This is a genomic window from Arundinibacter roseus (assembly GCF_004348825.1).
Lineage (GTDB): Bacteria > Bacteroidota > Bacteroidia > Cytophagales > Spirosomataceae > Arundinibacter > Arundinibacter roseus.
Genome location: NZ_SMJU01000005.1, coordinates 392,820 through 415,032, shown reverse-complemented (window position 1 = coordinate 415,032; position 22,213 = coordinate 392,820). Strand labels below are relative to the sequence as shown.

At 49.1% G+C, this 22,213-nt stretch carries 14 protein-coding genes and 1 pseudogene; 6 read left to right on the top strand and 9 right to left on the bottom strand.

Annotated features, from left to right (window positions below; genetic code table 11):
• Both EZE20_RS24380 and EZE20_RS10020 read left to right on the top strand, forming a co-directional pair.
• A pseudogene (locus tag EZE20_RS24380) lies at positions 1 to 113 on the top strand (IS1595 family transposase); the annotation flags it as partial.
• 485 nt (positions 114 to 598) lie between these two features.
• Complete coding sequence (locus tag EZE20_RS10020) at positions 599 to 2,917, top strand: TonB-dependent receptor (RefSeq protein WP_228713668.1); 2,319 nt, start codon at positions 599 to 601, stop codon at positions 2,915 to 2,917.
• A gap of 41 nt (positions 2,918 to 2,958) precedes the next feature.
• Here EZE20_RS10020 and nadB read toward each other — a convergent pair whose 3' ends face one another.
• The 4 genes from nadB to EZE20_RS10000 form a co-directional block, all read right to left on the bottom strand.
• Complete coding sequence (gene nadB / locus EZE20_RS10015; RefSeq protein WP_132117097.1) at positions 2,959 to 4,533, bottom strand: L-aspartate oxidase; 1,575 nt, start codon at positions 4,531 to 4,533, stop codon at positions 2,959 to 2,961.
• Between the two features lie 35 nt (positions 4,534 to 4,568).
• A complete protein-coding gene (locus EZE20_RS10010; protein ID WP_132117095.1) occupies positions 4,569 to 5,033 on the bottom strand; it encodes a hypothetical protein in 465 nt (154 codons plus the stop codon).
• Between the two features lie 20 nt (positions 5,034 to 5,053).
• Positions 5,054 to 6,049: a quinolinate synthase NadA gene (gene nadA / locus EZE20_RS10005; protein WP_132117093.1), complete on the bottom strand. Its 996-nt coding sequence runs from the start codon at positions 6,047 to 6,049 to the stop codon at positions 5,054 to 5,056.
• A 183-nt stretch (positions 6,050 to 6,232) separates the two neighbouring features.
• Positions 6,233 to 7,750 carry an FG-GAP repeat domain-containing protein gene (locus tag EZE20_RS10000; RefSeq protein ID WP_132117091.1) on the bottom strand — a complete coding sequence of 506 codons (1,518 nt, stop codon included), beginning with the start codon at positions 7,748 to 7,750 and terminating at the stop codon, positions 6,233 to 6,235.
• Positions 7,751 to 8,105: 355 nt separating this feature from the next.
• On the opposite strand from EZE20_RS10000, the gene EZE20_RS09995 reads away from it, so the two are divergent.
• Complete coding sequence (locus EZE20_RS09995) at positions 8,106 to 13,472, top strand: SGNH/GDSL hydrolase family protein (protein ID WP_132117089.1); 5,367 nt, start codon at positions 8,106 to 8,108, stop codon at positions 13,470 to 13,472.
• On the opposite strand, the gene EZE20_RS09990 is transcribed toward EZE20_RS09995, so the two are convergent.
• The 4 genes from EZE20_RS09990 to EZE20_RS09975 all read right to left on the bottom strand — a co-directional run bounded on the left by EZE20_RS09990 (position 13,473) and on the right by EZE20_RS09975 (position 17,147).
• A complete protein-coding gene (locus tag EZE20_RS09990; RefSeq protein WP_132117087.1) occupies positions 13,473 to 14,894 on the bottom strand; it encodes an inorganic phosphate transporter in 1,422 nt (473 codons plus the stop codon).
• A gap of 94 nt (positions 14,895 to 14,988) precedes the next feature.
• On the bottom strand, positions 14,989 to 16,038 hold the full coding sequence (rlmN, locus tag EZE20_RS09985) for a 23S rRNA (adenine(2503)-C(2))-methyltransferase RlmN (protein WP_132117085.1): 1,050 nt from the start codon (positions 16,036 to 16,038) through the stop codon (positions 14,989 to 14,991).
• 52 nt (positions 16,039 to 16,090) lie between these two features.
• A complete protein-coding gene (locus tag EZE20_RS09980) occupies positions 16,091 to 16,645 on the bottom strand; it encodes a CvpA family protein (protein WP_132117083.1) in 555 nt (184 codons plus the stop codon).
• A 46-nt stretch (positions 16,646 to 16,691) separates the two neighbouring features.
• Positions 16,692 to 17,147, bottom strand: a complete 456-nt coding sequence (locus EZE20_RS09975; protein ID WP_132117081.1) for a GatB/YqeY domain-containing protein — start codon at positions 17,145 to 17,147, stop codon at positions 16,692 to 16,694.
• A gap of 185 nt (positions 17,148 to 17,332) precedes the next feature.
• On the opposite strand from EZE20_RS09975, the gene EZE20_RS09970 reads away from it, so the two are divergent.
• Positions 17,333 to 18,049 carry a pyridoxine 5'-phosphate synthase gene (locus tag EZE20_RS09970; RefSeq protein ID WP_132117079.1) on the top strand — a complete coding sequence of 239 codons (717 nt, stop codon included), beginning with the start codon at positions 17,333 to 17,335 and terminating at the stop codon, positions 18,047 to 18,049.
• Positions 18,050 to 18,090: 41 nt separating this feature from the next.
• Positions 18,091 to 19,116 carry a tRNA 2-selenouridine(34) synthase MnmH gene (gene mnmH / locus EZE20_RS09965; protein ID WP_132117077.1) on the top strand — a complete coding sequence of 342 codons (1,026 nt, stop codon included), beginning with the start codon at positions 18,091 to 18,093 and terminating at the stop codon, positions 19,114 to 19,116.
• A 3-nt stretch (positions 19,117 to 19,119) separates the two neighbouring features.
• On the opposite strand, the gene EZE20_RS09960 is transcribed toward mnmH, so the two are convergent.
• Positions 19,120 to 20,499, bottom strand: coding sequence for a cytochrome P450 (locus EZE20_RS09960; protein ID WP_132117075.1), 1,380 nt, complete (start codon positions 20,497 to 20,499; stop codon positions 19,120 to 19,122).
• A gap of 154 nt (positions 20,500 to 20,653) precedes the next feature.
• Between EZE20_RS09960 and purH the strand changes: the two genes are divergently transcribed.
• Entirely contained in the window at positions 20,654 to 22,189 is a 1,536-nt protein-coding gene (purH, locus tag EZE20_RS09955) for a bifunctional phosphoribosylaminoimidazolecarboxamide formyltransferase/IMP cyclohydrolase (RefSeq protein ID WP_132117072.1), read from the top strand.
• Positions 22,190 to 22,213 lie beyond the last annotated feature (24 nt).

Here is a 22,213-nt window from a genome sequence, read left to right as displayed (position 1 = left end):
ATGAATATACCTACCGATATAATAGGCATAAAATGAAAGAGGGAATATTTGAAAACCTTATCAATAGATTAGTAAAAGCAGCACCATTGCCCTACAAATTTATTATTGCCTAAATGCCTAGTTCAATTAGAGAATATAAAATGACAATAGTGAATGGACAAAAAACCAAAGTAATTTATTTATATAGCTGTGATTATGGTATAGTAGATTATTTTAAGGTAAAGAAAGTGAACCATAGTATTGAATATATTTTATCAATAGTAAGGTCTAAACAAGCAGTAAAAGATCTGCCGCCATCAGATATAATAATTTTATAATTTTATTTTGCACACTTACAAATATTGACTTTGTGCCTTCGTTAGTGTTTTTCACCAACAACTTTTTTATTTTTTCAGCATACCCTGTAACTAACGGCCTCGGATAGGGCCTTCAGTGCGGAAGTATTCCAACCCAGCCCACTATTTGTAGAAAATTTCCCCAAAGCTATACTCAGCCAGACGGCTATTCTATTTTCCACCACCACCCCCATAACTATTTCAAAAAAAAGCAGGGTAAGTCCCGATTGGATTGTCAAGGGAGAAACTGATGTAATTTAGCCATGAAAATTTTAATGTTTCTCCTGACGGCCAGCACGGGCCTTCTGAATGCGTATGCCCAAACCCCAACGCAGCGGGTAAAGGGGCGGGTTTTGGATGCTGAGTCGGGGCAGCCGGTGGTGGGTGCCTACGTCGTGATCAGCAGCGTTAGTCCGGTTATAGGCAGCGCCGCTGATGCAAACGGATATTTTAGTATGGCCAATGTTCCCGTTGGCCGACATTCGATTCGGTGCAGTGGAGTGGGCTATGAGGATGCAATTTTGCAGGAAATAGCCGTGGGAGCGGGTAAAGAAGTGGAACTCCTGCTAAAACTCACCGAGGCACTTCATACACTCGATGAAGTAGTGATTAAAGCGCAGAAAGAAAACGGCGAGGCGCTGAACGACATGGTGAGCGTAAGTGCGCGGTCGTTTAGTGTCGATCAGGCCAAACGCTACGCGGCGGCGGTCAACGACCCGGCGCGTATGGCGTTGTCTTTTGCGGGAGTCAGTACCAATGACGATGGAAATAATCAGATTATTATTCGGGGAAACAGTCCCAAAGGTTTGCTTTGGCGCATGGAAGGCGTCGAAATTCCGAATCCGAACCATTTTGCGGTAGAAGGCTCGGGCGGTGGCGCAATCAGCGCATTGAGTGTAAATGTACTCGGCAACTCAGATTTCCTGACCGGTGCTTTTCCGGCTGAATATGGGAATGCGACATCAGGAGTTTTTGATTTGAAATTGCGAAAAGGGAATTCTGAAAAGAGAGAATACGCCTTTCAGGCAGGTGTGCTTGGACTGGATTTTGCCGCCGAAGGACCGATTCAACGGGCAAAAGGCTCTTCTTATCTGGTCAATTACCGCTATTCCACGCTGTCGATTTTGCGAACGGCCGGGCTGAGAATTGCGGGAGATGCCGCCACCAACTTTCAGGATGGGGCTTTTAAAATCTTCCTGCCCCAAAAAAAACAAGCCGTGCTGTCTATTTGGGGAATGGGTGGCCTGAGTTCACAGAAAGTTGTGGAAAGTACTTTTACAGAAAACTACAAGTCGGACCGGGCCGTGGCCGGAGTAAACTACCTTCGTAATCTCTCGTCCCGCTCATTCATCGAAACCATCGTGTCGTATTCGGCCACCCGACAAACCGACGATTTCCAGAATTCCGAAACTCTGACCCGCAACGAAGAAAATTTTACCAATCAGGCCATCCGTCTGACGGTAAATTATCAGCACAAGCTAAATGCCCGGCACACGATTCGCACGGGTTTGATTGCGAGTCAGTTATATTTTAACTTGCAAGATAAGGAAGAGGAAAAAGATTCGTCCCGCATCCTGATAAATCAACGGGGAAATACGCAGCTGATGCAGGGCTTTGCGCAGTGGAAATACCGGGTAACGCCCACACTAACGCTCAATACGGGCCTGCATGCGCTTGGGCTGCTCCTAAACAATCAGGCCTCCATCGAACCCCGGATCGGGATGCGGTGGGCGCTTGCGCCAAAACATACGCTGAGTCTGGGAGCGGGACTGCACAGCCGGACCGAAGCAATTTCGACTTATTTGGCGCTGGTAAATACCTCAACGGGTGACTATGCGCCGGTAAATAAAGACTTACGGCTGAGCCGTTCAAAGCATTTGGTGGCGGGCTATGAGTTTCGCCCGGCTGCCAGTTGGCGCTTGCAGACGGAGGCCTATCTTCAAAAACACGACCGGGTACCCATCGGGCCGCCAACGACCCTGCGTCCTGATTTGTTGGCAGGTTCTCTGCTCAACGAAATGGGCGGGTATTCCACCGATTCTCTGGCATCCGAAGGAACAGGAAAAAGTCAGGGTGTAGAATTGACCGTAGAAAAGTTTTTGACCAACGGATTCTATCTGCTCAGCACAACGTCCCTTTTCGAGTCAACTTACACCGCAAGAGACGGGGTAGAACGCAATACGCGATTTAATGCAAAGTATGTTCAGAATATTCTGGCTGGAAAAGAATGGAATGTCGGGCGAACCAAAACGAATGTTTTTGCGTGCAACATCAAGGGCGTTTGGGCGGGAGGAAACCGGGTCGTGCCGATTGATATTGCCCAATCCAAAGTGGCAGGTAAGGCGGTATATGACTGGAACCGAAGCTTTGAAGAGCAACTTCCTGATTATTTCCGAACTGACGTGCGGGTGAGTTTTACCAAAAATGGCGCGCATACCACGTCTACTCTTTCCCTGGATTTACAGAACGTAACCAACCGACTCAATGCTTTTTCGCAGTATTACAACCCGACTACTGCCGAAGTACAGATAATTACGCAGACGGGCCTAATTCCAGTATTGAATTATCGCCTGGAATTTTAAAAAAAGACCCGGTGAAAATCTTAAATCACCGGGTCTTTTTACTACTTAAAATTATCAAGATTATAGTGCAGCCCTACATTTTCGCGCCGGGCCATCGCCATTTTTAGTACAAGATATGAGACCGTAATCATGTTTCGGAGTTCGCAGATGGCGACGGAAACTTTCGATTCGCGGTAGAGCTGTTCGTGCTCTTCGTGAAGCAGTTGCAAACGATCGTAGGCCCGCTTCATCCGCCGATTGGTACGAACAATTCCTACGTAATTTGACATAATGCTGTTGAGCTCGCGGGTCATTTCTGTAACCAATACCTGCTCTTCGGGATGCGTCGTGCCGGAGTCGTCCCATTCCGGAATTTCCTCGCGAATCGCCGCCTGTGCGTAGTGCTCCACGGTGCTCAGGTAGGCACGATGACCAAACACGGCTGCTTCCAGCAACGAGTTGGAAGCCAGTCGGTTGGCGCCGTGCAGGCCCGTAGCGGCGCATTCTCCTACGGCATACAAAAACTGAATATTAGTTTGGCCCCACTCATTTACCTTGATTCCGCCGCACATATAATGCTGCGCAGGCACCACCGGAATCATGTCTTTGCGCACGTCAATTCCGGCATGCAGGCAGTATTCGGTGATATTCGGAAAATGTTCCAGAAACTTTTCGTAGTCACAATGCCGCACATCAAGATATACGTGCTCGACGCCTCGTTTTTTCATTTCGGAGTCAATCGCCCGGGCCACAATGTCGCGTGGTGCGAGCGAAAGGCGGTCGTCGTAGTACTCCATAAACGTACTTCCATCGGCGTGTTTCAGGATTCCCCCAAATCCCCGAACAGCTTCTGAAATCAGGAACGAGGGTTTTTTGCCGGGCTGAAACAGGCTTGTCGGGTGAAACTGAATAAACTCCATGTTATCACAAATGCCCTTGGCGCGGTACACCATCGCAATACCGTCACCGGTAGCAATCGTAGGATTGGTGGTGCTTTGGTAAATATTGCCGATGCCGCCGGTTGCGACAAGGGTAGTTTTGGCCAAAAACTTCTCCACAGCGCCCGTTTCCCGGTTTAGTACATAAGCCCCAAAGCACTGAATATCTTCGCGATAGCGATAAACCGTTTCGCCTAAATGATGTTGAGTGATAAGTTCTACGGCATAGTAATGCGTAAAAATCTCAATATTCGGATGCCGTTTTACTTCTTCGAGCAGGGCACGCTCAATTTCGGCTCCGGTCACGTCTTTGTAGTGTAAAATCCGGTGGTCGGAGTGGCCGCCTTCCTTGGCTAAATCATACTCACCGCTATGTTCTTTGTCAAATCGGGTGCCGTAGTCAATCAGTTCCTGAATGCGTTGAGGGCCTTCTTTAACCACAATTTCGACCACCGAACGCTTGTTGATAGCGTCTCCGGCGTCCATTGTATCTTCAATGTGTTTTTCAAAAGAATCGGACTCTGCCCAAACGGCCGCAATGCCTCCCTGCGCGTATTTGGTGTTGGTTTCGTCGGCCTGTACTTTGGTAATCACGGCAATAGAAATATCCTGATTACCTTCAAAATGTCGGGCGAGTTTGGCGGCATAGCTCAGTCCGGCTATGCCGGAACCTATGATCAGAAAATCGAATTGGGGCATAATTTTCTTCTAAATTATTTTTTCAAAAATTATTTTTAAAACTCCCGGCGTACAAACCTCAGGCTTAGTTTCGATACCCGGGGCGGATCATAGACCGTGCTGCGGGTTTCCATTTCAAACGAATCTTCGTACACATTTCGTGGATAAATATTCCAGCCGCCGGTTTTTGTAACGGAATCGCGAAGTGCTAGTACATTTTGAACCGGATATTCTTTCCACTGAAAATCGCGGATGTCGTCAGTTTCGGTAAAATGCCCTTTGCAGCTTCCATCGGGCGCAAATTCAATCCAGTCCATGTGTTGATCAAACCGGACGCCACTGATGTGCGGCAGGTGTTTGCCTTCTTTGAAAACGGGAGCTTCGTTCATCCGGATTTCCTCAATATGCCATCGTTTGTTTGCCAGCAATCGCTCGCGGGCTTCGGGCGTAAATTCGGACGAACGCTTACAGCCGCTGCCAATACTTGCGATCAGGATCAGAACCGGCAGTATATAGTTCATGGAAAAAGGAATAATTTGATCTAAATTCCTTTGCTCAATTCCAGCATTCGGGCTACCGAATCGTAGGCTTTGAGGCGGATGTCTTCGGGAACAATAATTTCGGGTTGTTCGTAGAGCAGCGCGTTATACACTTTTTCCAGCGTGTTCATTTTCATGTAGGGACATTCCGAGCAGGCGCAGGTATTGTTGTCGGTGGCGGGCGCCGGAATCAGCTTTTTGTGCGGAACTGCCTGCTTCATCTTGTGTAAGATTCCGGCTTCGGTTGCGACAATAAACTTTTGATGATCAGACGTTTCCACAAATTTTAACAAACCCGTCGTTGAGCTCACAAAGTCGGCTTGCAGTAGAATATCTTCCTTACATTCGGGATGAGCAATGAGCAGCGCGTCCGGATTTTCTTCACGCAATTTTTGGAGTTTTTCGCGCGAAATATCAATATGAACAATGCAGGCACCGTCCCAAAGCACCATATCACGACCCGTTTTCTGAGCTACATACCGCCCCAAATTGGCATCAGGCGCAAATATGATTTTCTGATCTTTGGGCAAACTATTGACAATGTGCAGCGCATTGGAAGATGTGCAGACGATGTCCGTGAGTGCCTTTATTTCTGCCGAACAATTGATGTAGCTGATGACGATGTGGTCGGGATGCTGCGCCTTGAAGGCTGCAAATTTATCGGCCGGGGCGGAGTCTGCCAACGAGCAGCCGGCGTTAAGATCCGGAATTACCACCTTCTTTTGCGGGCTCAGAACTTTGGCGGTTTCACCCATAAAATGCACCCCGCAAAACACGATCATGTCGGCGGGCGTAGCGGCGGCCTGCTGCGAAAGTCCCAGGCTGTCGCCAATGTAATCGGCCAGATCCTGAATAGCGCCATCTACGTAGTAGTGCGCCAGAATGACGGCATTTTTTTCTTTTTTTAACCGATTGATCTCTTCAATCAAATCCAGGTCGGCGGCAATGGGTTCATTTACGTAGCCAAAACGTGCTATCTGTTCAGCGATTTGTGTCATTGTGTGTTTAAAAAATTCGAGCCAGGTTCGTGTAACGATGGTTTATTAAAATACAATACGGCAGTCAGTTCTTTTTGATACAAAGTCCAATTATTGGATATATAACAAAGCCGAAGATACAAATATTCCCAAATTCTCTCTAAAAGACCTCTTTCATGCGGTTAAGAGGCAGTACGGGCAATATTATTTTTGTTGATTAATCAAAAAAATGACGCCCGGCCCGCTGCTCCAGTCTTTCCTAAAACCTCCGGGCATCAGGCCGACGGGATGGCTGCCTAGGGCAATATCGTCATCGCCGTCGCCGTCAAGATCCGCCGCATCGAGGCACATCCAGCGCCCGCGGCCAATACCGGGCAGAAGCTGTGGGGCAAATTTCCCTTCCCGATTTTCGAGATACACCAAATCATTGGGAGTTTTGGAGTCGTAGTGACCAAAATACGCAATCGCCACAATATCCTGATCGCCATCGCCATCGAAGTCGCGCGCCACGGCCTTGTAAGCGCCATGTAGTGGGAAATGAAATTTTTGCCGAAAATCGCCATCAGGTTTTTGCTCGAAGGCATACACGCCGTGGTAGGGTTTCAAGATGCGGGAATAATCAGCATTATCGCCGCAGGTATACAAAATATCCAGTCGCCCGTCGCCATTCAGATCCGCCAATTCAAAATAGCTTGATCCGTACACCGGCGGAAATCGCATTAGCATTTTTTCTTCAAACGTATCATTTCCGGTATTTCGATACAGCATCAACCGCTCATCGCCCTGTGCAAACAGCACAACCAGATCCTTACGCCCATCCCGATCCCAGTCCACCACTTCTGCCCGAATGGCACCCGGCGTCGGGCTAAGTATTTTTTTGCGATACGTACCATTAGTTTGGGGATACCACACGGAAAAGCTGCCTTCAATCACGCCAAATTCGCAGGTTACGAGTTCTTCCAGGCCGTCATTGTTCAGGTCTACGGGTAACGTTTGCGTCGGGCGGTAGAGTTTGGTTAGCATCAGATTGGCATTTTGAGCAGCATTTTCCTGTACATCCACTAGCTGAGAAAAGCCATTGGGATGCACCGTAATCCCGACCGAAGGGCCAATGTAGGTTACCAAAAGTCCTTTTTTTGTGAGCTCAATATTACTTACGGCTAGTTGGTTGCCGTACCTGTTTTTGGGCAAACCACCCGGCGACAGTGCCCAAATCTCCCCGTTTGCATCGTCGCAGGCATACACAACCTGTCTTTCAGGATCGATTTTTACGCAGGAAATATTAGTCATTTTCTCCGAAAACAGCTGCCCGCGTTTGAGTTCAAACTGCCCGCGTTGCATTTCGAGGGGCGGAATTGTCTTCTCTTCTAATTTTTCGGGGGCAAGAGCGAGATAATAGTTTTTGATACGCGCCCAGTCTTCTTCGGAAATCAGCGGTTTGGGTGGTTCAAGTTGCAGTTCAAGCTCATTCAGAGAATCCATCTCCGCAATCTCACTTTTAACTCCCATCCGAAGCGCCATGTAGGGCAATACGCTCTTTTCCCAGGTGTCACGCGGGAGCAGTTCCGGACCAGCAAAAGCGTGGCAACTTGTACAATGTTGAGTAGCCAGGGCGGCATCCGCTTCGGTAGGCGTATGGTCTTGTGTGCAGGACAGAATCAAAGAACTACCTGCAAAAATCAAGAGCAGTGGGAGGCGAAAGAGAGGGAAAGATATATTCACAGAGATGTTTAAAATTTAACAAAAATAATAAGTTGAGAGGGCTTTTGGATACGCAATTAAAATTAGCATGTCAGGCTAGACAAAAAGGGGGGGGGGTATGAAATAATGGCACGATGCTTGCATATAATGTAATGCTTTTAGCAGTTCAATTGCTGGTAAAAATTTCTATTTGAAAATTTAGTGTTTAGAATACTTTTTATGGAGATTTTTGTCTGCAAAACCCCGAAGGTTTAGCTGTCAAAGTAAAAATAGCAAAAATCAAGAGACCGGAAGGCGAGGGTTGAGGGTAAGGATTTTGTGGACTTTCTGGTGACATTACACACATACTCAACAGAATACTACACACAAACCCTCTATGAAAGTTTCTACCTTCATAACGCCTGCAATTTTTGCAGGTTACCTGCTGCTGCTATCGCTTACCGGCAAAAGTCAAATCCTGGTGGATTTTCCCACCAATCATATCGTTTATCAGCGAAATAACGCCAACGTAGCCAAGATACAGGTCAGTGGTACATTCTCCGCACCAATTGATCGTGTAGAGGCCCGATTTACGGTGCAGGATCCCGGTCCGGGAATTTCTACCGATTGGTTACCGATTCAGTACAACCCGCAAGGAGGTACTTTCTTGGGTGCCGTCACCCTGACGGCCGGATGGTACCGCATGGAAGTTCGGGGAATGCTGGCAAATCAGCCCGTTGGGAATTCAACGATTGTAGAACCCATCGGAATTGGCGAGGTGTTTATGATCGTGGGGCACTCCAATGCTTCGGGTGGGTCAAGCAATAGCCGGGCAGCTTCCGAAAGCCGGGTCAGTACCATAAATTTCAATAACAGCCATCCCGATTTTTCAACCTACCTTCAAACGGCTAGTCAGGATGTATTGCCCACGCAGTTTAGTCAGTTGTGCGAAACCTGCGGTATTTCTCCCTTTGGCGAATATCCCTGGTATTGGAGTCAGTTGGGGGATAGTTTGGTCAAAAAGCTGAATGTCCCCGTTCTTTTTTATAGCACCGCTTTTGGCGGTAGTAATCTGGCAATGACTTATAAATCAGCGTATTCTATTCCGTTTGACCATGGGTTTATTAATTCAAATCTGCGGTTTCCATTTGTAAATATTCAGAATGTCCTGGAAAAATACGTGCCACTCACAGGGCTTCGAGGGGTGTTATCTTCGCATGGGATTAACGATGTAGATTATGGAACGGATAGCGTTCGTTTTTTTTATGAAAAAATAATTGAGCGTACCCGACAGATTAGTCAGCGGAACGATTTAGCGTGGGTGGTAGCAAAAGCTGCTTATAATCAAAATATAAAAAGCTGGATCGTGGATGCTCAAAACCAGGTGATTGCCTCCACTTCTACGGTTTTTCCCGGACCGGATTTAAATCAGATTGGCGAAAATGGCCGTACGGATGGGCTGCATTTTAATGCGTTTGGGCAGGAAATGGCGGCAAAATTATGGAATGAAGTGCTGACGTCTGACCTGTTGTCTCAGATTGTTCCCATTCCGCCTGATGTTATTGCCAATGAAGTGTTTTGTATCAATCCCGATGCCGGAAACGACCTTTCGTTCTGCGGCCTTCCCGCTCAAATCCAACTCAGCGGCCTGCCTTCGGGCGGCACGTGGACGGCGCTTTCGGGCGGCAACGTTTCGGCATCTGGTGAAGTGACGGGTTTGCCGGGCAGTGGGAATTTTAGTTTTGTGTATAGTCTGAACGGTTGCAGCGATACGGTTTCGGTCGCAATCGTAGAAAAACCTTTGGCGGGAAACGACCTTTCGTTCTGCGGCCTTCCCGCTCAACTACAACTCAGCGGCCTGCCTGCGGGCGGCACGTGGATGGCGCTTTCGGGCGGCAGCGTCTCGGCTTCGGGCGAAGTGACGGGTTTGCCGGGTAGCGGAAATTTTAGTTTTGTGTATAGCCTGAACGGTTGCAGCGATACTGTTTCGGTAGCGATTATGGAAAAACCTATGGCGGGAAACGACCTTTCGTTCTGCGGCCTTCCCGCTCAAATCCAACTAACCGGCCTGCCTTCGGGCGGCACGTGGACGGCGCTTTCGGGCGGCAACGTTTCGGCTTTGGGTGAAGTAACGGGTTTGCCGGGCAGTGGAAATTTTAGTTTTGTATATAGCTTGAACGGTTGCAGCGATACGGTTTCAATAGCGATTTTGGAAAAACCTGTTGCCGGAAATGACCTTTCGTTCTGCGGCCTTCCCGCTCAACTACAACTCAGCGGCCTGCCTTCGGGCGGCACGTGGACAGCACTTTCGGGCGGCAACGTTTCGGCATCTGGCGAAGTGACTGGTTTACCGGGCAGTGGGAATTTTAGTTTTGTATATAGTTTCAACGGATGCAGCGATACGGTTTCGGTGGCGATTTTGGAAAAACCTGTTGCCGGAAACGACCTTTCGTTCTGCGGCCTTCCCGCTCAACTACAACTTAGCGGCCTGCCTTCGGGCGGCACGTGGATGGCGCTTTCGGGCGGCAGCGTCTCGGCATCTGGCGAAGTGACGGGTTTGCCGGGCAGTGGGAATTTTAGTTTTGTGTATAGTCTGAATGGATGCAGCGATACGGTTTCGGTCGCAATCGTAGAAAAACCTTTGGCGGGAAACGACCTTTCCTTCTGCGGCCTTCCCGCTCAAATCCAACTAACCGGTCAACCTTCGGGCGGCACGTGGACGGCGCTTTCGGGCGGTAGCGTCTCGGCTTCGGGTGAAGTGACGGGTTTGCCGGGCAGTGGCAATTTCAGTTTTGTGTATAGTTTCAACGGTTGCAGCGATACGGTTTCGGTGGCGATTTTGGAAAAACCTATGGCGGGAAACGACCTTTCGTTCTGCGGCCTTCCTTCTCAGCTTCAACTCAGCGGCCTGCCTGCGGGCGGCACGTGGATGGCGCTTTCGGGCGGCAACGTGTCGGCTTCGGGCGAAGTGACGGGTTTGCCGGGCAGTGGAAATTTTAGTTTTGTGTATAGTTTCAACGGATGCAGCGATACGGTTTCAATAGCGATTTTGGAAAAACCTGTTGCCGGAAACGACCTTTCGTTCTGCGGCCTTCCGGCTCAACTACAACTCAGCGGCCTGCCTTCGGGCGGTACGTGGACGGCACTTTCGGGCGGCAACGTGTCGGCTTCGGGCGAAGTGACAGGTTTGCCGGGCAGCGGGAATTTTAGTTTTGTGTATAGTCTGAACGGTTGCAGCGATACGGTTTTGGTAGCGATTTTGGAAAAACCTATGGCGGGAAACGACCTTTCGTTCTGCGGCCTTCCCGCTCAAATCCAACTCAACGGCCTGCCTTCGGGCGGCACGTGGATGGCGCTTTCGGGCGGTAGCGTCTCGGCATCTGGCGAAGTGACGGGTTTGCCGGGCAGTGGGAATTTTAGTTTTGTATATAGCCTGAACGGTTGCAGCGATACTGTTTCGGTAGCGATTTTGGAAAAACCTGTTGCCGGAAATGATCTCACCTTCTGCGGCCTTCCTGCTCAACTACAACTCAGCGGCCTGCCTGCGGGCGGTACGTGGACGGCGCTTTTGGGCGGCAGCGTCTCGGCATCTGGTGAAGTGACGGGTTTGCCGGGCAGTGGGAATTTTAGTTTTGTGTATAGTTTCAACGGATGCAGCGATACTGTTTCGGTAGCGATTTTGGAAAAACCTGTTGCCGGAAATGATCTCACCTTCTGCGGCCTTCCTGCTCAACTACAACTCAGCGGCCTGCCTGCGGGCGGTACGTGGACGGCGCTTTTGGGCGGCAGCGTCTCGGCATCTGGTGAAGTGACGGGTTTGCCGGGCAGTGGGAATTTTAGTTTTGTGTATAGTTTCAACGGATGCAGCGATACTGTTTCGGTAGCGATTTTGGAAAAACCTGTTGCCGGAAATGATCTCACCTTCTGCGGCCTTCCTGCTCAACTACAACTCAGCGGCCTGCCTGCGGGCGGTACGTGGACGGCGCTTTCGGGCGGTAGCGTTTCGGCATCTGGCGAAGTGACGGGTTTGCCGGGCAGCGGAAATTTCAGTTTTGTATATAGCCTGAACGGTTGCAGCGATACGGTTTCGGTAGCGATTTTGGAAAAACCTGTTGCCGGAAACGACCTTTCCTTCTGCGGCCTTCCGGCTCAACTTCAACTCAGCGGCCTGCCTGCGGGCGGCACGTGGACGGCGCTTTCGGGCGGCAACGTTTCGGCTTTGGGTGAAGTGACGGGTTTGCCGGGCAGCGGGAAATTTAGTTTTGTGTATAGTTTCAACGGTTGCAGCGATACGGTTTTGGTAGCGATTTTGGAAAAACCTGTTGCCGGAAACGACCTTTCCTTCTGCGGCCTTCCGGCTCAACTTCAACTCAGCGGCCTGCCTTCGGGCGGTATGTGGACGGCGCTTTCGGGCGGCAACGTTTCGGCATCTGGCGAAGTGACGGGTTTGCCGGGCAGTGGAAATTTTAGTTTTGTGTATAGTCTGAACGGTTGCAGCGATACGGTTTCGGTAGCGATTTTGGAAAAACCTTTGGCGGGTGATGATCTTTCTTTCTGCGGCCTTCCGGCTCAACTCCAACTCAGCGGCCTGCCTGCGGGCGGCACGTGGATGGCGCTTTCGGGCGGCAGCGTTTCGGCATCTGGCGAAGTGACTGGTTTACCGGGCAGTGGGAATTTTAGTTTTGTGTATAGTCTGAACGGTTGCAGCGATACGGTTTCGGTAGCGATTTTGGAAAAACCTGTTGCCGGAAACGATACGCTTTTAGCTTGTGGCGAAAATGGCCTGACAACAACCATTCAGTTAGTCGCTCAGGGAATCAATGTTTGGTCAAATGCCACCTCTAATCCTATTTCTGCCACTATTTCTGAAAATGGTTTAGTAAATGGAATGACCCTTCCCGGCCTATACAAATTTATACTATCCAATGGATTTTGTTCGGATACGGTGACAATTGAGGTTGAAGCCTGCGAAGGATGTCAGAAACCAAATGCCGGGGAGGATCAATTGCTATGTTTTAATGCTACAAAAACCAGTTTGACCAGCCTTCCTTCCGGCGGTGTGTGGAGTGCGTTAGATACCAATCCCCAACTGATTGTACCTGCTCAGGATGGTACCATAACTAACCTAATCGAAAGTGGAGTTTACGGATTTGTTTATACCACAAAACATCAGGGAGAAACCTGCACCGATACGATTTTTATCATCAAAGAACCTCGACCAGAATTTACGATTTCGATTCTACCATCCTGTGATGCAGGTGCTAATACGTATCACGTGCAGTTCAGAACCAGGCCGGAATTGGGAGAAATGATTCAGCCTTCTTTTGGAAAACTGCGTGAAATTGAAAGCGGTCTGTATGAAGTTACTGAAATTCCAAACGGTGAAAATCTGCTGATTACCATCCAATTATCCGAGACGTGCAGCATGGATACGCTCCTGCAATCTCCCTCGTGCAGTTGCACCGTGGCTACTCCGCTGGTAATGTCGACGTTAACTATGAGCTGCGAAGGTCAATCGCTTCCTTTGCTGACGGTTGAGGTTGACGAGGACTGTGTAGCCCGATGGTACGATTCTCCCGATCAGGGGGCGTCAAGTATCGGGGAAGGCGAAACTTACCTTCCCACTAAGCCGGGAACGTATTGGGTAGAAGCCGTCCGGACGGTTGGCTCTTCCAGTTGCGTGAGTGAAAAGCGAGTGGCTTTGCAGGCTAATTTCAGACGCACCCCCTGCGTCCCCGTTGCGATCAGAAAACTGAAAAACTAATTACAGGATCCAGCGGAAGAATACATAGAGCGTACCGGAAAGAATCATCGTTACGGGCAGTGTCAAAGCCCAGGCAATGGCAATATTCCGAACCGTTCCGGCCTGTAAGTTACGTATACCTTTGTTGGCGACCATCGTTCCGGCAATACCCGATGAAAGTACGTGCGTGGTACTTACGGGAAGTCCCAAATACGACGAAACCCCAATGGTACTGGCAGCTACGAGTTCGGCGGAGGCACCTTGTGCGTAGGTTAGGTGCTGCTTTCCGATTTTTTCGCCAATCGTAACCACAATACGCTTCCAGCCGACCATTGTTCCAAGACCTAACGAAAGCGAAATCATGAGAATTACCCAATCAGGGGCATAGTCAGTAAAGCGTCTTAAACCACCTTTTTCGTCAATTTGTGCTTTAAGATCCGTAACGTCTGCCATGCTCAGGTTGGCAGTTTCGCTATTGAGCAGGTCTTTAATATTGGCACTAATAAGGAGTAAAGAGCGGCGCGCGTTGAGCCGGGCTTCTTCGGGAAGAGTGTTATTAACCAGCGGCTTGCTTAATTCACTTTGCAAAGAATTAATCTCCCGCTTGGTTTCGGCAAGTTCGGTACGGTCGCGGGCCGAAAGCAGCAGCGTGTCAACCCGGTTGACGACGGTTTCGATGCGGGTTAAATTTCCCTGCATCATAAGCGGGTCTTTGCTGCTGTCAAGGGCAAAGAAGGTTGGGGTAATTCCGATCAGAATCAGCATCACAAGACCTACTCCCTTTTGACCATCGTTGGAGCCGTGAAAAAAACTGACAAGCGTACAGGTCACAATCAAAATCCCCCGAATCCAGCTCGGTGGAGGCTGATTTTTTTTGGGTTCGCTAAAAACGATGTTGCGAAGAGGTTTGTCCAACACACGTCGTAAAATGAACATCAGCACAATAGCCAACGAAAAACCGAATAGAGGTGAGACAATCAGTGAAATAAAGATTTCGGTGGCTTTTGACCAGTTGACGCCCGCGCCACGAGTATTTTCGGGCATAAACGTAAAGGCTAAACCTACACCCAAAATAGAGCCGATGAGCGTATGAGAACTGGAACTTGGCAGACCAAAATACCAGGTGCCAAGGTTCCAGACGATGGCGCTGAAAAGCAATGCCAGTACCATCGCTACACTGTGGTAGACGTTTTGATCAATCAATAATTCTACGGGTAGAAGATTCACAATTCCCATGGCTACGGCTATACCGCCAAAGAATACGCCGAGGAAGTTGCAGAAGCCCGACCAAACCACAGCGGTGTTGGGTTTCAGAGAGTTAGTATAAATAACCGTTGCTACCGCATTAGCCGTATCGTGAAATCCATTTACAAATTCGAAAGCACAGGCGGCAAATAAACTAAATGCCAGCAGGAGAAAAATGTCGGTTTCTAAGCCAAACATAGGAAGGGGGTAAAAAAGTGTTAATTAGCTATTAGTTAGCAAGATTTGCGGCAAAAGTACAGAATCTTTGAGGGGGGGCAATGTTAAGAAATTGTTAATCAATCGTCGATTTGTTGGCCAATTGCCCGCAGGCAGCATCAATATCTTTGCCACGGCTTCGGCGTACACTCACGGTCACACCACGATCTTCGAGGAAGCCTGCAAATTGATCCAGCATGTCGGCACCCGTATTTACAAATGCAGCTTCGGCAATAGGATTGTACTCAATAATATTGACTCGTGCAGGTACGCGCTTCGTAAATTCCCAAAGCTCTTTGGCATCCTGAAGACTATCGTTGAAGTTTTTGAAAGCAATGTATTCAAACGTAATCCGGTTGCCGGTTTTTTTATAAAAGTAAGAAAGTGCTTCGGCCAGATTGTCTAGAGAATTGGATTCATTGATGGGCATAATCTGATTGCGCTTGGTGTCGTTGGCTGCATGAAGCGAAAGCGCCAGTCGAAACCGAACGTCATCATCGCCCAGCTTTTTGATCATTTTGGCAATACCGGCAGTTGAAACCGTAATGCGTTTGGGCGACATGCCCAACCCGAGCGGAGACGTAATGTGTTCGATGGATTTGAGGACATTGGTATAGTTAAGCAAAGGTTCGCCCATGCCCATGTACACAATGTTGGTGAGCGGCGCTGCAAATTTTTCCTGCGCTTGCCGGGCGATTTCCACGACTTGATCATAAATTTCTCCTGCTTCGAGATTTCGCTTGCGTTCCATGTAGCCCGTAGCACAAAACGTACAGGTCAGCGAACATCCTACCTGACTACTCACACAGGCCGTCATACGATCCGTGGCCGGAATCAGCACGCCTTCCACAATGTGGTTGTCATGTAGTTTAAATGCCGACTTTACGGTGCCATCGTTACTGTGTTGCTGCTTGTCGGTAGTGAGGGCAAGAATCGCAAAATGCTCGTCGAGCAACTGCCGCAGGGGCAGCGACAGGTTGGTCATTTCGCTAAACGTACGAGCCGATTTTTTCCACAGCCATTCGTGAATTTGTTTTGCCCGAAAGCCAGGTTCATTTCGTTCTGACAGCCAGGTTTTTATCTGTTCAACGGATAATTTCCGGATGTCATTTTTTGCGGAATTCATAGAAAAATTTTGAATGAAATAGGTAGAGTTGGTAACACCAAACAAGGCTTGTTCAGTTCACGGCAGTAGAATCGTCATCGGACAAATAGTCCTGTTTCCAGTCGCGGATAAGTTGACTGCCCGCGGGCATCCATTCCACCGCCGTGGTAATGACCGTAGGCGCTACCGGAACGATAAAAGGGTAGAGGTAAGTATTTTCGGTTCGGTGTTCAGGAATCGTGACGCCCATCGTATTGAGTAACCAGAAAAAAACGCTCGCTCCAAACACCCACGTAAACAGCCCGGCGGCACCACCGGCAAGGCTGTCGAATGTACCCAACAACGAGTATTTCAGCGAACGGCGAAGGGAATAACCAAATTGATTTAATAAAAAAACGGTCGGAAAAAACAGAACGGAAAACCCAATGTAAGGCAAAATTCGCCGGGCCATTGTGTGGCCAATGTGTGGTTCGAGAATTTCCATGCCGAGCCCCAAAAATTTAAAGCCGACAATCATCGCTACCACAAAGGCAGCAATGCCGACGATCTCGACAAGCAGGCCTTTGCGGTAGCCATTGACTGCGCCCCAAAGGAGTGGAATACCAATTAACAGATCCAGTAATTTCACCTTTTACGGACGTAACGTATTGATTTTTAACAAACTAAGTTTAATTTTAGGAGGCAAGCAGACTTTTTACCAAACCCGAAACTACCTTGCCATCGGCTTGTCCGGCCAATTCTTTGGTAGCTACTCCCATGACCTTTCCCATGTCGGCAGGCGAAGAAGCACCTACGCGGGCAATGATGTCCTGAAGACGTGCTTTTACTTCTTCTTCGGTAAGTTGTTTGGGTAAAAATTGCTCAATTGTGGCTAATTCGGCTTCTTCCTTTACCAGCAAATCTTCCCGGCCCTGTGCCTTATATATTTCGGCAGACTCGCGCCGTTGCTTGGCTGCTTTGGTCAGAAGTTTAAGTTCGTCGTCGGCCGAAAGGCTGCCCTCGGCGCTGCCGCTTTTGGTTTCTTCCAGCAAAATGAGCGACTTAATTGCGCGCAGCGCCCGGAGTGTATCCTGATCTTTGGCCCGCATGGCATTTTTGATGCCTTCTTCAACTTTACTTTTAAGTGACATACTGATGTTTTGATAGGTGCAATAAACGTACAGAAAGAAAAACCTGCTAAACTTCGTCCGAACAAATCGTTGGACTGTTGCGTTCGATTGAGGTAACTTTGCAACAAAGGTACAAATACTCAGCAACCATTTTGCCATTCGTTTTCGTCCCGTTTTTTTAAAAGAATGTTGTTAAACCATCCATCATGACCCGTTTAAGTGTAAATATAAATAAGATAGCTACCCTGCGTAACTCGCGCGGAGGCGACAATCCGAACGTTGTAAAAGTGGCGCTCGACTGCGAACGCTTTGGGGCCGAGGGCATCACGGTGCATCCGCGGCCTGACGAACGGCATATTCGCTATCAGGATGTGTATGATCTGAAAAAAGTAGTAACGACGGAGTTTAATATTGAAGGAAATCCGGCGGAACGGAAATTTGTGGATTTGGTGCTGGCCAATTTGCCCGCGCAGGTCACGCTTGTACCGGACACGCTCAACGCCATAACTTCCAATGCCGGTTGGGATACGCTCACATACCGTGCGCAATTGACCGACCTCGTGGCGGAGTTTAAGGAAGCCGGGATTCGGGTTTCGGTGTTTGTAGATGCTGATGAAGCCATGGTTGAAGGGGCCAAAGTCTGCGGCGCCGACCGCGTGGAACTGTACACAGAACCGTACGCGCTGCACTTCTACGAAAATCCTGAAAAGGCTGTCGAACCTTTTGTGCGTGCCGCAGAAGTCGCCCGACAGGTTGGGCTAGGGTTAAATGCAGGTCACGATTTGAGTTTGGATAATCTACGTTTTCTTCGTAAAAATATTCCGTGGCTTGATGAAGTTTCGATTGGGCATGCTCTCATTTCTGACGCGCTATATTTTGGATTGGAAAATACCATTCAGATGTATTTGCGTGAGTTGGAGTAGCATGTTTTTTATAAAATTTATCTCCATTTTTGACCCCCTCTATGCCTGCTTCCCTGCCTATTGCTGATTTTTTGACCAAGGCTCGGCACCTTACCGTTATTGATGTACGCTCTCCGGCAGAATTTGCGCAAGGCCGTATTCCGGGTGCGGTAAATATTCCTTTGTTTAGCAATGAGGAACGCGCCCAAATTGGAACGTTGTACAAGCAGGTTAGTCAGGAAGAAGCCTTCCTGGCGGGGCTTGATTTGGTAGGACCAAAAATGGCGCAGTTTGTCAGGCAGTCGAAACCACTGGCTCAAAATCAGGAAATTCTGGTGCATTGCTGGCGCGGGGGCATGCGCAGCGGTTCGTTTGGTTGGCTGCTCGAAACCGCTGGAATGAAGGTTTCTACGCTGTCAGGAGGCTACAAAGCTTTCCGAACGCAGGTGTTGGAAGGTCTGACTATTCCTAAAAAACTGGTAGTTTTGGGTGGGAAAACCGGCAGCGGAAAAACCGAAATCCTGCATCAGCTCCGGGCGCAGGGAGAGCAAATTCTGGATCTGGAAGCACTGGCGCATCATAAGGGTTCGTCCTATGGTGCCATTGGTCAGGAGCCGCAGCCAAGTACCGAACAATTTGAAAATGAGGTTTTTGCCGAATGGAACGTTTTGGATGCTTCCCGCCGGATATGGATTGAGGACGAAAGCCGAAAAGTAGGCCGCTGCCTCATTCCGCAAAGTCTGTGGAATCAAATGCAGCAAGCACCAGTCGTGATGATCCAAAGTGATAAACAGCAACGAATTGAGCGTTTGGTGCGCGAGTATGCCTGTTACGATAAAGCTCTGCTTGTGGAAGCTACCCGCCGCATCGGCAAACGCCTGGGCGGGCAACACGTGAAAGCGGCTCTGGAAGCGCTGGATCAAAACGATTTTGCAACCGTAGCCGACATTACCCTCAACTACTACGACAAAGCCTACCTGCACGGCCTGGAAGATCGAACACTTGCCGGTACTCTTTCTCCCGAACACGACGACGCCCGTCTGACGGCCCAACAGCTTTGTCAATGGGCTGACCATCAGGATATTTAATGATTAGTTTCTCGGCATAAGCCGCAACGAAAGTCCATTTTCGGGCCGGAGCGTTACCATGGGTTCTGGCTTGACTCGCTGATCTTCAGACAAAAGTTGTACGTCAAAATCCCTCAGGATCAGTGCCAGTACAAGCTGCATTTCGAGCAGGGCAAAATTGTTGCCAATGCAGAGCCGTGGCCCACCGCCAAACGGCAGGTAGGCATACGTTGGCCGGCTTTTGGACTGCTCCTCCGAAAATCGCTCCGGCATAAAAATATCCGGTTGTGGCCAATATTCCGCGCGGCGGTGCAGTGTGTAGGGCGAAATCAGGAAATAGGAATCAGCCGGAAAATCGTACGTCCCCACCTGATCCTGCCCCAACGAACGCCGACCCACAACCCAGGCCGGTGGATACAGCCGCATCACTTCATGCACAACCTGCAGCGTGTAGGTCAGTTCTCTGGTTTTTGAAAAATCGGGTTGCTTTCCCTTTTCCCACACCCGAAAACTTTCGTTTCTGATTTTTTGAGCGTGTTCGGGATGTTGGGCCAATACGTACAACGCCCACGAAAGTGCATTGGCGGTGGTTTCGTGCCCGGCCATAAATATCGTCGTAACCTCGTCGCGAAGCTGACTGTCCGACATGGTTTCTCCGGTTTCTTCGTCGCGGGTATTCATGAGCATATCCAGCAAATCATCGTAGCGTAGATTTTCGTTTTGCGCCTGTGCAGCCCGGCGTTCGTGAATAATGACATAGATCACAGATTCTACCTGCGCAACTGCCCGTTGGAAACGAACATTGGCGGGCGTTGGGTAGCGCAGGGGAATCCTGATAAAGCTTTTCAGGCTGCGGTCGGCATAATGCAAGATGTCGTTGAGCGCGTCCGAAATTCCGGCCACGCGGTCGCCGACATCCGTACTGAAAAGCGCCTTTGTTACGATGTTGAGCGTAAGCCGCAGCATTTCCTGACTAATGTTAACCGGGCGTACCGGATCCTGCGTTTTCCAGTCGGTGAGCAATTGCGCAGTTTCCTGTCCCATCATGTCGATCATCAGCGCAAGGCGTTGTTTATAAAATGCCGGTTGAGCAAGCTTTCGTTGCCGACGCCAAAAATCACCTTCGCTCGTCAGAAGTCCATTGCCTAAAAAAATAGCCAAAATTTTGTAGGCTTCGCTTTTGTGGTAATTGCGATTATTTTCCTGCAACACATGACGGGCATCTTCGGCAGTCAGAAGTACGGTTATCTTACGACCCAAAAGATTGACAGTAGCCAAACGAGGGTACTTTTCCTGCAACGAAAGTAAAAAACGCAGGGGATCACGAACAAACCCTAACGTGCTGCCGAGGATAGGCAAACCTTTGTGGTGGGGAGGTTCCGAAATGCGGGGGGAGATATTCATAGCCGGAGAAAAATCATTGAGTTTACCTTATCTTTGCGGTTTATTTTAAAAATGCAGTTTCTATTTTAACCAACAGCCTGATTTTAAGAAACTGCTCAGGACGTCAAAAAAGATATTTTTCACAATATATTTACTAACGCTCAAATAGATTCTGATGTCAAAAAAAATTCAATCCGCCCTCATTTCTGTATACTATAAGGACGGCCTTGAACCGCTCGTGCGGGCACTGCATGCGCAGGGTGTAAAGCTGTATTCGACCGGCGGAACGCAATCTTTTATTGAAGATTTGGGAATTCCGGTAACGGCTGTGGAAGACCTGACGGGCTATCCTTCTATCTTTGGAGGACGGGTTAAAACCCTTCATCCCGCCGTTTTTGGGGGGATTCTCTACCGCCGCGACCACGAAGGCGATGTGGCACAAGCCGAAGAATTCAAGATTCCTGCCCTCGATATGGTGATTGTGGACCTGTATCCATTTGAGGAAACGGTGGCTTCCGGTGCTGACGCCGAAGATATTATTGAGAAAATTGACATCGGAGGCATTTCTCTTATTCGGGCAGCGGCCAAAAATTTTAAAGATACGCTTATCGTTTCTTCCCGCACGCAATATGCCCAAACGCTGACTTTACTCACCGAAAAAGATGGCGCAACCGACCTGGAAGACCGCCGTCGCTACGCAGCAGAAGCCTTTGGTGTTTCGTCGCACTACGACACGGCCATCAATCAGTGGTTTGTTTCAGGAGCGGCGTCCGACTCATCAGGCGTTCGTCAGTTCGAATCATTGCCCGCTCAGTCATTGCGCTACGGCGAAAACCCACATCAGCAGGCTACGTTTTTTGGCGACCTTGACGCCATTTTTGATAAATTACACGGCAAAGAACTTTCCTACAACAATCTCGTGGACGTAGATGCCTGCGTAAGTCTGATTGATGAATTTACCGAATCCGGCCCAACTTTTGCCATCATCAAGCATACCAACGCCTGCGGGATTGCTACGGCTGCCACGGCTCAGGAAGCGTATCTGAACGCACTGTCTTGCGATCCGGTTTCGGCTTTTGGGGGTGTAGTTATAACTAACACAACGGTTGATGTAGCTACGGCAGAAGAATTGAATAAGTTATTTATGGAAATTCTGATTGCACCTGCCTACGAAGAGGAAGCAATTAAAATTCTGCAATCCAAAAAAAATCGCATTCTGCTGCGCCGGAAGCCATTGACTTTGCCTGACGAAATGTTCAAAACTATTCTGAACGGAGTTTTGGTGCAGGACAAAGATCTGAAAACCGAATCGGCGGCCCAAATGACAACCGTTACCACCCAAGCGCCAACCGAAGCCGAGTTGAAATCGCTGGAATTTGCCCTGAAAGTGTGCAAGCATACCAAGTCAAATACGATTGTGCTGGCGCGTGAAAATCAACTGCTTGCCAGCGGAACCGGACAAACCTCACGCGTGGATGCGCTTCGGCAGGCAATTGACAAAGCGGCAGCTTTTGGCTTTGACCTCAACGGAGCCGTTATGGCATCCGACGCCTTTTTCCCATTCGCCGACTGCGTCGAAATCGCCAAAGAAGCGGGTGTTACGGCTGTGGTACAGCCCGGCGGCTCTATCCGCGACAAAGAGTCTATCGACTATTGCAACGCCAACGGCGTGGCTATGGTAACTACCGGAATTCGCCATTTTAAACATTAACAGAAAGTAAGGCATTGCCTTGCT

Excerpts from the sequence above, each read along its gene's own strand:
- EZE20_RS10020 (WP_228713668.1), top strand. The coding sequence starts at position 599 with ATGAAAATTTTAATGTTTCTCCTGACGGCCAGCACGGGCCTTCTGAAT.
- nadB (WP_132117097.1), bottom strand. The coding sequence starts at position 4,533 with ATGCCCCAATTCGATTTTCTGATCATAGGTTCCGGCATAGCCGGACTG.
- EZE20_RS10010 (WP_132117095.1), bottom strand. The coding sequence starts at position 5,033 with ATGAACTATATACTGCCGGTTCTGATCCTGATCGCAAGTATTGGCAGC.
- nadA (WP_132117093.1), bottom strand. The coding sequence starts at position 6,049 with ATGACACAAATCGCTGAACAGATAGCACGTTTTGGCTACGTAAATGAA.
- EZE20_RS09995 (WP_132117089.1), top strand. The coding sequence starts at position 8,106 with ATGAAAGTTTCTACCTTCATAACGCCTGCAATTTTTGCAGGTTACCTG.
- EZE20_RS09990 (WP_132117087.1), bottom strand. The coding sequence starts at position 14,894 with ATGTTTGGCTTAGAAACCGACATTTTTCTCCTGCTGGCATTTAGTTTA.
- rlmN (WP_132117085.1), bottom strand. The coding sequence starts at position 16,038 with ATGAATTCCGCAAAAAATGACATCCGGAAATTATCCGTTGAACAGATA.
- EZE20_RS09975 (WP_132117081.1), bottom strand. The coding sequence starts at position 17,147 with ATGTCACTTAAAAGTAAAGTTGAAGAAGGCATCAAAAATGCCATGCGG.
- EZE20_RS09970 (WP_132117079.1), top strand. The coding sequence starts at position 17,333 with ATGACCCGTTTAAGTGTAAATATAAATAAGATAGCTACCCTGCGTAAC.
- mnmH (WP_132117077.1), top strand. The coding sequence starts at position 18,091 with ATGCCTGCTTCCCTGCCTATTGCTGATTTTTTGACCAAGGCTCGGCAC.
- EZE20_RS09960 (WP_132117075.1), bottom strand. The coding sequence starts at position 20,499 with ATGAATATCTCCCCCCGCATTTCGGAACCTCCCCACCACAAAGGTTTG.
- purH (WP_132117072.1), top strand. The coding sequence starts at position 20,654 with ATGTCAAAAAAAATTCAATCCGCCCTCATTTCTGTATACTATAAGGAC.